Source organism: Candidatus Vicinibacter proximus (assembly GCA_016713905.1).
Classification (GTDB): Bacteria; Bacteroidota; Bacteroidia; order Chitinophagales; family Saprospiraceae; genus Vicinibacter; species Vicinibacter proximus.
The window spans coordinates 1,089,275-1,101,365 of sequence record JADJOE010000003.1 but is presented as its reverse complement, the minus strand read 5'-3'; the positions used below and the strand labels follow the sequence as shown (position 1 = coordinate 1,101,365).

8 protein-coding genes and 1 tRNA gene are annotated in these 12,091 nt (G+C 36.4%); 6 read left to right on the top strand and 3 right to left on the bottom strand.

Annotated elements, in window-relative coordinates; translation table 11 throughout:
- The first annotated feature begins 110 nt into the window (after nt 1-110).
- The 3 genes from IPJ83_12840 to IPJ83_12830 all read left to right on the top strand — a co-directional run bounded on the left by IPJ83_12840 (nt 111) and on the right by IPJ83_12830 (nt 2,109).
- Nucleotides 111-1,283, top strand: a complete 1,173-nt coding sequence (locus tag IPJ83_12840; GenBank protein MBK7881434.1) for a saccharopine dehydrogenase NADP-binding domain-containing protein — start codon at nt 111-113, stop codon at nt 1,281-1,283.
- 97 nt (nt 1,284-1,380) lie between these two features.
- Nucleotides 1,381-1,453, top strand: a tRNA-Lys gene (locus IPJ83_12835).
- Nucleotides 1,454-1,746: 293 nt separating this feature from the next.
- Nucleotides 1,747-2,109 (top strand): hypothetical protein, encoded by a 363-nt coding sequence (locus IPJ83_12830; GenBank protein ID MBK7881433.1) that lies wholly within the window; start codon nt 1,747-1,749, stop codon nt 2,107-2,109.
- 343 nt (nt 2,110-2,452) lie between these two features.
- Here IPJ83_12830 and IPJ83_12825 read toward each other — a convergent pair whose 3' ends face one another.
- Together IPJ83_12825 and IPJ83_12820 are read right to left on the bottom strand one after the other, a co-directional pair.
- Nucleotides 2,453-3,937, bottom strand: coding sequence for a T9SS type A sorting domain-containing protein (locus tag IPJ83_12825; protein MBK7881432.1), 1,485 nt, complete (start codon nt 3,935-3,937; stop codon nt 2,453-2,455).
- A 353-nt stretch (nt 3,938-4,290) separates the two neighbouring features.
- Nucleotides 4,291-4,719 carry a TonB family protein gene (locus IPJ83_12820; protein ID MBK7881431.1) on the bottom strand — a complete coding sequence of 143 codons (429 nt, stop codon included), beginning with the start codon at nt 4,717-4,719 and terminating at the stop codon, nt 4,291-4,293.
- A 231-nt stretch (nt 4,720-4,950) separates the two neighbouring features.
- On the opposite strand from IPJ83_12820, the gene IPJ83_12815 reads away from it, so the two are divergent.
- The 3 genes from IPJ83_12815 to IPJ83_12805 all read left to right on the top strand — a co-directional run bounded on the left by IPJ83_12815 (nt 4,951) and on the right by IPJ83_12805 (nt 10,652).
- The gene (locus tag IPJ83_12815; GenBank protein ID MBK7881430.1) at nt 4,951-5,673 is read left to right on the top strand and encodes a caspase family protein; all 723 of its coding nucleotides are present in this window, start codon (nt 4,951-4,953) and stop codon (nt 5,671-5,673) included.
- 917 nt (nt 5,674-6,590) lie between these two features.
- Nucleotides 6,591-8,435: a hypothetical protein gene (locus tag IPJ83_12810; protein MBK7881429.1), complete on the top strand. Its 1,845-nt coding sequence runs from the start codon at nt 6,591-6,593 to the stop codon at nt 8,433-8,435.
- 3 nt (nt 8,436-8,438) lie between these two features.
- A complete protein-coding gene (locus tag IPJ83_12805) occupies nt 8,439-10,652 on the top strand; it encodes a caspase family protein (GenBank protein ID MBK7881428.1) in 2,214 nt (737 codons plus the stop codon).
- A gap of 21 nt (nt 10,653-10,673) precedes the next feature.
- Here the strand turns inward: IPJ83_12805 and IPJ83_12800 are convergent, their stop codons facing one another.
- Nucleotides 10,674-12,062 carry a hypothetical protein gene (locus tag IPJ83_12800; GenBank protein ID MBK7881427.1) on the bottom strand — a complete coding sequence of 463 codons (1,389 nt, stop codon included), beginning with the start codon at nt 12,060-12,062 and terminating at the stop codon, nt 10,674-10,676.
- Nucleotides 12,063-12,091: the final 29 nt, after the last annotated feature.

Genomic DNA, 12,091 nt, shown 5'->3' with positions numbered 1-12,091 from the left:
ATTAGTATAATATGTAATTTATTTATTAACATATCTTTATGCTATTAGATTAGGCTATTTTAGCCTCTATTGCAATTTCAGGTCTTAATTTTGTGTTTTAAAAAAAAATTATGGTGGGATCACATAAAGTTATTATTGCTGGTGCCGGGGGGATAGGAAAAGCTGTTGGATTGATCCTTGCAGAAGTACCTGATATGGCCGCCGATATTTATATAGGAGACATTAATTATGAGGCAGCAAAGGAAGTTTCTCAATGGATTCAGGAGGGCGCATCCTCAATTGTTCAAATTGAGCCATTTCATATTCATCCTGACTTACTTACCGATCAAATGGAGTATGTTTTTAGTTCTGGGGACATCCTTCTTGATTGTTTGCCGGGAGGAGAAGCTCCCAGGATGGCTGCCTTTGCATTAAAATATAAGCTCCACTATGTAAACCTGACGGAATATGTGGCGGAAACCAATCAAATCTTAGAAATGGCCAAAGGTGCCGAAACCGGATTTGTTCTGCAGGCTGGTCTTGCTCCAGGATTTATCAACGTATTGGCGCATCAGTTATATAAGGAGTTTTCTGAAGAGTTTCAATCTGACAGGTTAGATTATATGGCCATGAAAGTTGGGGCACTGACAAGAGTAGTGACCGGGCCTCATTATTATGGATTTACCTGGAGTCCAATTGGCGTGGCAACAGAATATGTTAAGGATGCAGTTGTGGTCAGAAATCATGAGAAATTAAGAGTTCCTTCTTTGTCCGGAACAACGCACTTAATCATTGATGGGATACCTTATGAAGATGACTACACCTCAGGGGGTGCGGCTGACTTGCCTGACTTCTTTAAGGAAAAGGTAACTAATCTGGATTATAAGACCATTCGTTATCCGGGGCATTTTGACTGGGTGAGAAGTCAGTTGCAGATTGTTGGCGAAAGTCAGGGAGCAGAGAACCGTTTGCTAGAAAGAATGAAAGACCACATACCACATGTAGAGGATGATCTTATTGTTCTTTATGCAAGTGTTCAGGGAAAGGATTCTAAAGGAGTTCTTAGGAAAAAGGAGAAAAGTATGAGTATTGACCCAGTAAAAGTCGGATCTCACCTATTAAAGGGCATTCAACTTACAACTGCGGCACCCATGCTAGAATGTGCCAGGATGCTTTTAACTGGAAAATATAAGGGTCCAATATTGCAGTCGAGTATTGATCCAGAAGAGTTTATGCGTGGTCCATTTATCCAAATGGCATTCCATTCCAACAAGAAAAGGGAAAGGGTGAAACTGGATGCCTGATATGATAAAAAAATATTATTTGTGAAATAAGCGGAAATGTTTGGAAAAAATGGTCTGTAAACCTATTTTTGCACTTCGTTTTTGAAAAGAAACAGCTGATCTGTTAGCTCAGTCGGTAGAGCAACGGCCTTTTAAGCCGTGGGTCTTGGGTTCGAGTCCCAAACAGATCACATAAAGCCCTTGTAAGTCAATGATTTGCAGGGGTTTTTTGTTTTTGGGTCTCATTAGGGTTTCACTTTTGAAGAACTTTAATGAACCTTAATAAACTGAAAATCAAAGGTAGTAATTGATTTTTTATTTTTTTTCTATATACTGCCAACCTCTTTTTTACCCCTCTTTTCAATGTCTCTTTTAGGGCCCCCCCCCTTACTACCTGGCATCCCACACCCCCCATAAACCTTGGCAGGGTAAAATATCCTCCCCCCTTCAAAATGGGGATTTTTTAATTTATTAATTTTTTAAAATGGTAACAGTTAGTGGCTATGCCGTAAGGCAAAATCAGCAGGGTGAGGAATTTGTAGTACTTATTCTGCCAGGAGATCTGGAAATGGTCAGGTCTCAGCAAACAGGTAATTTCTATGCAACAGCAAAGAAGTGTACCATTACGTCAACTTTTAGTAAACTGATTGCTGCGGAAATGGTAGGAAAGCAACTTCCAGCCAGAATTGTAAAGGAGGATTGTGAAGCTTATGACTATTTAGTTCCAGAAACAGGAGAAATTGTAGAGATGTCTCACAGATGGACTTATGTTCCAGAGGGTGAGGAAAGAAAAGTCAAGGCAGACATCAAGACTTTTAGTTCCAATGGCATTGCAGTTGAAGCTTAACTGTTGCCTTGGTAAAGGGGTGTATACTTTTTTGGAACACTTTAGGAGCGCAAGCACAAATTACAATAATTGGATTGCGCTGTTTTAGAAGAGAAATATTTTCTTTGATATCCTTCTAGTTAAATTGTTTAAAGATGAAAACTTTATTTTTTTTGTAAATCAAAAGGTAATCAAAGATAATTTAATCTATCAGTTTAAGCAGATTAAGTGAATCGATAAGTTTCACTAGATATTACCAACTGTACTTACTTCACGTGTAAGAGAACGACCAAAGATTACTTTAAATAGTTCCTCACCATACTAATGTAATTTCTGCTATGCAGTAATTGAGAGCAAATTGAATCTATTTATAAAACTTATGTACGTATGACGAATTATCTGCAAATTCCAAATGAAGGAAGTAAATGCCTGAAGTCAATGAATGAATTTCTATAGGATCAGCGATCTCTTCTTTATTATTGATCTGAAGTACTGAACGTCCTTGAAAATCATAAATAGTCAAAGATCGAATGTTTTTATGTGTGTTTGAAATCTGGATAATAGCATTTTTTGCATTTATATTGACTGGAGCATTCAAGGAAGAGTAATTCGATGTTGCATTTGCTATTTCTGTATAATTCAACTTATAAATAGTAGAACTATCCTTGTAATTCATACCTAATAAAAATCCACCAGAATCTAATGCCAAGAAAGAAAATACTTTTCCAGTAAATGTTAGAGGTTTATTTGGTAAATATTGATCAAGTAATTTTCCATCCTTGCTAATGCTATGTAATGTAGACTCATTTAGTTGTTCGTCATAAGTTACAAAGTACAATATAGCTTTTTTATCATCAAAGCATGAAGCAAATTCAGCGCTAAATTTTCTAAATTTTATAATATTTTTGTTTGCATTGAATCTGTAATTGGCATCTTCAATTCCATTGCTATCGAATTTTCTGCATTCTAAAGGTGTTGAAGGACTAGTTCCATTGTAATAAATCAAATATAAATTGTTAAGCTCATCTATTGCAACTCTATTGTCAATAAATGCATAGACAGGTGGTTTGCAAAAAGTATCAATTATTTGCAAAAATCCATTATTTCCAAAAGTACTGTCTATTTTAAATTTCGAATTAAGCTTGATAAGGTAGTCAGCTAGATTTTGGTCACAGAAATAAGATATTCTGAAATAAATATTATTATTTAAATCTACGATTGGAGTTGAAATATCATAATAATTGACTAGTTGATTACAAGATGTAGGTTTATTGAACTTTAGTGAGCCGTTTATTCCAGTCTGATCAACTGACACTAAGTTGAAGTCATAATTATTTATTCCTGCACTAAAATTTGGGAATACGAAAAATAAATTCTGCTTTAAATCTGTTGTTAAAGGTCTCTTATTTGAATTAATTTCATTAATTCTTAATAAGCCTTTATTCCAGGAACTCGAATCTAATGGATTGTTGAGGTTAATCTGTCTAACATAGGTCGCAAAGCTACCAGTTACCAGTTTAATGTATGAAATAATTAAAAGGCTATCTTGAAGAATAGTTAACATGTTTCCACCATAGAAACTTTCTCTATTGACATAAGTTTCCGGAGAAGAATGAAGTATATCTTTTCTTGTATTTCCATGACTGTCAAAATAATAAATTTGATTATCATCTATGAAATATATATTGTTTAATAAATCAGTATTTAGTAATTTGTCAAAATATACAGTTGTGCGCTGTTCAATTAATCCATTCGTTCCGAAACTTGAATCAATGACTAATGTTTGAGCTATCGCTGCATTGCAAAGGATGATTGATAAAAATAATAAGAGACTTTTAGTTATTTTCATATTTAAGCTATATTATTTATTCAAAAGTAATAAATACTTATTTAATCGTATAATTTATTTCTAAGTAACGAGGAGAGATCGAAGCTGTCAATGTGTTTCACTGGATTTTATTTATTTGTACTCTAACCGAAATTCATCCTTCACATCTCCAAGGTCTACCCATCACAGACCTACACACGCATTATTATATATATCAGGTCATCTTCTATATACCGGTTCAAAAAGCCAACCTATAGCTTCCTAACACGCTTATGGCTAATATATAATTGCGATACACCTTGGAGATTTTCCAATCGTAGCAAAAAAAATCGAAAAGATTTAACTGTAGCCCATTGATGGGCAATCGGCATTATTTAAATCTGAATTTTATAAGAATATGTTATTGGAGGCTTTTCGGATTTATTTTCTTTCTTTTCTTCAGGTATGATTTGGTAATTTATTGTCATTTCTTTTTGCCTAGGCAATTGGAAACCAATGTTTATGGTTTTGAAAAAACTTACTTTGAGCTGATGGATTTTTGCAATTTTGAATTTTAATAATTTCACGACCCTGACCGCTTCCTGATCACAGCCATGGCCGAGTCCACTTATGATGTGCGCATTTACTACCTCTCCCAAGTAGTTGATTTCAATTCTTACAACCACTGTTCCTTCGATCTGATTCTTGATCGCCTCATCGGGATATTTAAGTTGATCCTCTACAAACTTACTCATGGCTTTAGGGCCGCCGGGATATTGTGGTTGTGGGATGAAATTCTTTTCTTTTAAATGTTTTTTGGACATGTCAAGTTGTATAATTTCAAAATTAGGAATATTTCAGTAATAAATATCAATTCCAACTGATCTGTACAATTGTAGTAAGTCATTGGATGATGAAAGATCATACAATATTGCGGTCTGGTAGCATGCACTCCTTGATTTAAGCTTATTGTCAAGCAATGCCTCTTTTCTGAATATTCAATTCCATATTTAATCTTTTGTTTTCCCTATATTTGAACGATTTAAGAAAAATTTATGACAGGTTCAAATGTTGGCTTAACATATTGTCTTTTTGGCTATTTCATTTTGTTTCTATTGTATCAGACTGACTTATCAGCTCAGAAGTCCATCACCAAGGGGAAGATATACGCATTGGTAATTGGAATTTCAGAATACAAAGATGGAGATTTTACTGATTTAAAATTTGCTCACAGAGATGCAGAATTGTTTGCCGAATATCTTTATTCTCCGGCGGGAGGATCCGTTCCCAAATCTCAGGTTAAACTTTTGGTGAATGAGCAAGCTACAGTCTCCAATATTTACCTGGCGAAAAGGTGGTTAGAAACAGAAGCCAAGAAGAATGACCTGGTTTACTTTTACTTTGCCGGTCATGGAGATGTAGAGGGGAGTATTTATAAATTAGGATATTTATTAGCGTTCGACACCCCCTTTGGAAATTATCTGAACAATGCCATCAGAATTGAAGATTTCAATATTATGGCCAACACACTTTCGGTTGAAAAAAATGCCAATGTAATTCTTATCACAGATGCATGCAGATCGGGGAAGTTGGCAGGAAGTGACAACAGAGGGAAAACTTTAATTGGTGAACAACTTAACAAGGTAGAAAAAAATGAAATTAGAATGGCCTCCTGTGAAGCGGACCAGGATTCAGAAGAGAACGAGGTATGGGGAAATGGGAGAGGGGCTTTTTCCTATTTTTTATTAAATGGATTAAAAGGTTTGGCAGATGATTGAGAAAAAGATGGAGTCATTACCTTGCAAGAATTGAGTGCATACCTTGCCAAGAAAGTTCCAGATGAAGTCTCCAAAATTACACAGAAGGATCAAAATCCGGTTTCACTTGGAAAGCCTAATAAATTAATGGCCATAGTCAATGATTCTGTTTTAAAAACTTTGGCTTTAGAATCGACCGGTCAAACAACGGGTTCAGCCTCGGAGGGTTCACGTTCAATAAGTTTTACCGGGCCTAGGGAAAGCACGCCTATGGAAAAGTTCTTCAATTCAATCAGGAGGAGTGAACTTGAAAAGGAAATTGAATTTAGTCAAACGAGCAGTATGCCAGAAGGCGATCTGATTGATTTGGTTTTTAATCATTTTCAATCCACTTTGGAACCGCAGGAAGCCGAAACATTCAAGCAAGAAATTCATTCGATTTCGAAGGTTAATATTCAATTCAAATTGAATCTTGCGGCGGTCATTCATGATAGAATTCAGCATTTGATTAATCTATATTTGAAAGGTGATGAAGAAGAATTGGAGAGAAGGCAATATTACAACAGTGGATCTAATGAGTACGATCTGTATCCCATCATGATTGAAACAGCGTTGAGATTTTTGAATAAAGATCAGCCGTTGTACCATATCCTGGAAGTAAAGAAATATTATTTTGCGGGAGTTGCTTTGAAATTGAAAATTCCATTATCCACCAATCCGGATAGTTTGGTTGATTTGGCACTTGGTCAGCAGCTCAAAGCTTATCAGCTGGAAGCTAATGCGGCCTATATTCACAATGAATTGGGTAACTTATATAAATATAAAAAACATTATGATGTTTCCTTAGAGCATTATTTAAAAGCAACAGAAATTGCACCTAGTTGGGCCATTCCCTGGTCAAATATGAGCAGTCTTTATGCGCTTCAAAAAAGATTAGTTTGGGAATCGAAGCAGGGAAAAGGGCAGTTCTCCTGCAGGATCGGATGCAAGGTGCGCATACTAATTTGGGTAGAAACTATGAGCTCTCCGGAAATCTATTGTTTGCAGAGGAACATTATCGAAAGGCTATTCATTTAAATACCAATCATTTTCTTCCTATCGAACGATTGGGCCATATTAAGTTAAAAGCAATGGATTACGAATATGCAGAAGAGTGTTTAAAAGAGGCAGACTATAAGAGAAAAGGTTTTTTTACTGGTATGCCTGGTATTACAATGGATTCTGAGGCAGATGGAGTTGTTGATTTTCTTGATCAGGAATTTCTTTCACCGCCAAGATACCTCGAGTGGCCTGAACCAAAAGATCCTTTGGTTTTTTTCTATATGGGGATGCAGAACTTGGATCAATCAAATTTCCAGGTTGCTGAGAACTATTTTAGTAAATTGGTTCAGCAGTGTCCAAAAGATCCTTTGGTCTTTAAGTATTTAACAAAGTTAATGTACGCTCAAGGTCGATATCGTGAAGCTGAAATTATGATAAAAAAAGCAAGAGAAAATTATTTAATTCAAGGAACATTTAATAAGTATTCTGATAGTTTGGTTAAAGCCCATATAGCGACCGCTACTGATAGAGCTTTGTTTAAACCCGGGGTGAATATGGCTGAATTTTATAAGGGGAAACATTTTGATCAGCTAGATTTAGATTACTATGCCGGTAAATTGTATGAAAAGTGGGGGTATTATGAAGATGCACTCATTTATTATCGTCGTATCATACAGACAAACAAAAGTCAAATGAATGGATATTATCAACTTTGGAATATGTTGGAATCACTAGGGAGGTATGATGCCAGTGAGCAGGTGATACAAGAATTTAAATGTGAAAATAAAATACAAGGAGAAAAGGAATTGTATGCATTTTATGTCAGAATGCTCAATCATCATCCTAAGCAAGAATATTTTTATAAAGCCGGATTATTATTATTCCATTATGCAGAAACTCACATGGATTTGCACCAAAAAATTGCTTACAGTGTGTACCCATGGGATAAACCTGAGTCTAAAAACGAGCCATTTGGCATGATTGACGAACCTTTTGATCTTATGACGATGCAGCAAACAGAAATCAACGGTGCGATTGAAGTTGATCTTATGATTAATCCTGCCAAAAGCATTGAATCACCCATCCAAGGTGGAATTCATCATTTGGAACAATTTTGTACGCTTTCAAAGGATTCTAGCCTGTTGTCTGATGTGTATTCAAAGACAGGTGATTTATATTATTGGTCGGGCAGCGAAAATGAAGCTTTGAAATCTTACCAAACATCATTAAGTTATTCTGACAAACAAGCAAATGTCAGAGTGAAATTAGCAGATGGATTAGAGCGTCAGCACCAGTATGAGAACTCATTGTCCAATCTATTTCTTCTGCAAGAGAAGAATCAGATTAATTATGAATCCAGTTTGAAACTTGCAAACTTTCAAATACTTTCCGGTCAATTTGAATCTGCGCGTAATTTGCTTTTAACATGCGATACCATCATGGGTGTTAAAGATCATAGAATAGAAGAGTTATTGGCTAAGCTAAATTTTATGTCCGGTGATTATCAACTTGCATTGCCATATTATCTAAAAGAATGGAAGCATAATGCGAAGGATTTGAGTACAACCTACACTTTATGCAGACTGTATGCGAAAATGAATGATCACCAAGAGGCGTTTAAATTTTTAAAACATGCATTTGACAATGGTTTTAATTTGAATTTCGTTTTAAATAGTGATGAAATGATATCAGATTTACGAAATGATCAACGTTGGGATGAATTTAAGAATAGATTGAATTAGATTATGAGATTATTATTTCTGTTGGTATGTTCTATTTTGGCTTTCGGAATTGCAAGAGGGCAAGAAAAAGGTATGACTCCTGTTGTGCCAAACGGGGTTAAAGAGACTGGTGTTACGCGCGCAGTAATTGTAGGAATTTCCGATTACCAAAATGTAAAGATCACTGATTTGCAGTTTGCTGATCGGGATGCTCTCGCATTTGCAAATTATTTAAAAAGTCCAGCCGGAGGAAAAGTGGACAGCACACACATTACTTTATTGCTCAATGAAAAGGCAACTGCAGGTCAATTTGTCTCCGCTCTTTATGGGTTGATGGAAGAAAGTAAAGAGGGTGATCTTGTGATCATCTATTTTTCCGGTCATGGGGATGTGGAAAGTACCACGATCAGTCAACCCGGATTTCTTCTGTGTTGGGATGCACCAGCCAGAGTGTACATGGGAGGAGGAACATTTGGACTAAGCTATTTGCAGGAAGTTATATCAACCCTGGCTCTATCCACTAAAGCAAAAGTATTGGTCATTACCGATGCCTGCAGGGCAGGAAAACTTGCTGGAAGTTCAATAGGAGGATCACAAGCCACAGCGGCTAATCTGTCCAAACAATATGCAAATGAAGTAAAGATTATGTCGTGTCAGCCGGATGAATTGTCACTGGAAGGAAAATCCTGGGGAGGTGGACGAGGTGTGTTTTCTTATTATTTTCTTGCAGGGGTACAGGGGTTGGCCGATAAAAATAATGATGGTGCGGTAAATCTGGCAGAAATTGAGCGGTATCTTGGGGATAAAGTTCCAACTGCGGTTGCTCCTCATAGTCAGATTCCTATGACCATTGGAAATAAAAACACGATCATTTCAAAGGTAGATCCGAAAGTGCTGGAAGCCTTAAAAAAAGTTGATCTGGATGGAGGTTTTTATGAGTCTGGCAATCGTTCCATGGAATTAAATTCAATAGTATCTGATGACTCTATCTTACTGAAAAAGGTAAGTTTGTTTAATGAAGCGATTTCAAAAGGTCATTTGGATTTTCCTGCGGAAAATTCTGCCTGGAGTATTTTTCAAGAAATTAAAAATCGTGAAGAGCTTAAAAAAGTTTCAGGTTTGATGAGAAGGAATTTGGCTGCTGCACTGCAAGATGGTGCTCAGCAAGCCATAAACGATTATTTGATGGCAGATCCCAAAGAGTTAAAAAGCCGATGGAGTTTTGATTCAAAGTATGATCGATTTCCTGACCAATTGTTAAAAGCTGCTGAACTCTTGGGGGAAAAACATTTTTTTTATAAGACTTTATTGTCCAGGGTTCATTATTTTACAGGATTAAATTATAGGTTAAAGGCGCAAAGAGAAAATTTAGATACACTTTTGACGATGGCTCTTGTAGAGCAGCAACAAGCACTTAAGCTGGAACCTAAATCGGCCCATATTTTAAATGAAATAGGATATATAAATTTCCTAAAGGAAGATTATAAGGAATCTGTGCTTAAGTATAAAGAGGCCTTGCAATATGCACCCTCCTGGCCATTGTTGTGGTCAAATTTGTGCGGAAGTTATAATAGGATGGGGGATTACGAAAACGGATTGATCAGTGGTGAAAAAGCGGTAGAGCTGGACAGTATGTTTGTTTTAGGGATTTATAATTTAGGACACACTTACCAACATACTGGAAATTTCTCAAAAGCTAATGAACTATATTTTAGAGCTATAAGCATTGATTCGAGTTTTTCAGATGCATATTTTAGATTGGGTAGCAATTATGTTTACGATAAAAAATATGATTTAGCGGTCAAAATGAAGAAGGCAGGTTTAATTTTTGAACCTAATAATGTTCCGGAATTGAATGCATTAGGTTACGCGCTTCTTCAACTGAACGAACTTGAGGAGGCAAAGACTTATTATGAGAAAGGTAGATCTATTTTGCCAGTATCTGAATACACCTTTCAAGGAATGATAGAGTATTATATGTATACCAACGACATAGTAAATGCTGAAAATGAATTGACAAACTACGTTGTTAAATATCCAAAGGATCATTTCGCCCATTACCTGTTGGCTTCTATTTATGCCCAAACGGGTAGAAATGTCTTATGCTGTGAGTCCCTTGCAAAAGCCTTTAAAGAAGGTTTTAAGGATCTGGACAGTATATTGACCGATGATAATTTTAAGAAAGTAATCCAAATGAAGGAATTCAAAATCTTGAAAAATCAATATTTTTCTAAGTGAATCATCCAAGGTTTTTAATTCTTATTTTTCCATGATCATTTTTGCTTTGGAGTATTGGCCCATTCTTACACAAAATGAGGCATAAAGCATACTGAGCAGTTTATTCTCTGGATATTGCGATAAAGTTTTGTCATAAGTATTTAAAGCCTCCAAATTCATTTTATTGCTTTCAAATGCAACAGCTTCCATCATACCCTGCACAACTGGACCTGTGTTTGAATAGATGTCTGAATTTTTTGGCGTTTCCAGAATTTCATTTTGATCTTCCATAGGCAGAATTACAAAAGTTACCGGTGGAGAAACTAGCTTTTGGCCATATGCAATTATTTGCCAATAATATGTCTTTTGGGGATCTAGATTAAACTTACTCAGATCTACCCAAACGAATGTGTCATGAACCACATAATTGGTAATTAAATTCACATCTTCATCAAAAATGCAAATCATATAGTGTTCTACATCTTTGGCTTTTAACCATCGCAAAACAGTTGCCCCATTTTTATAAATTCCTCCCGGACAAGCAGGTTCAATATTCATGTCGTTGATCCCCCAGCCGCCTTTTTCTTTAGGATCGGTAGTTCCCCAGCCGCCTTTTTCTTTAGGATCGGTAGTTCCCCAACCGCCTTTTTCTTTAGGATCGGTAGTTCCCCAGCCACCTTTTTCTTTAGGATCGGTAGTTCCCCAACCGCCTTTTTCTTTAGGATCGGTCGTACCCCAGCCACCTTTTTCTTTAGGGTCGGTTGTCCCCCAGCCACCTTTTTCTTTAGGATCGGTCGTACCCCAGCCACCTTTTTCTTTAGGATTGGTCGTCCCCCAGCCACCTTTTTCTTTAGGATTGGTCGTCCCCCAGCCACCTTTTTCTTTAGGATTGGTAGTGCCCCAGCCACCTTTTTCTTTAGGATTGGTAGTTCCCCAGCCACCTTTTTCTTTAGGATTGGTAGTGCCCCAGCCACCTTTTTCTTTAGGGTCAGTGGTACCCCATCCACCTTTTTCCAAGCCTGATAATTCACTCCATCCGTCACCCATAGATTTGTTGCTCTTCATATTCCAACCGGATTGAGAGGTGATCGTTATCGCTGATTTAATATATTCTCCAAACAAAGGGTCAAAATTTAATTTGGCATTGCGCATACCGCTGCTGGCCAATTCTTCAATTTTATATTTTCCTTTATCATTTAATGAAACAAATCGATTGTTTACATAAATGATGGCATCTGCATTTTTCTTTAGCTGAATGGTAGCTGTTTTTTTTAACAAAGCTCCTGCCGATGTCTTCAAGCATTTACCTGATTCTAGTTTGCTTTTAACTTTCCCATGAGTACTCACCACTACAACAGGAAAATCCGCCTGGGCATAAATCAGACTTACAAATTGTATTGTAATACATACAGAAACTATTTTCCGGAACATAATAGATTGATTTTGTAATGTTATATTCA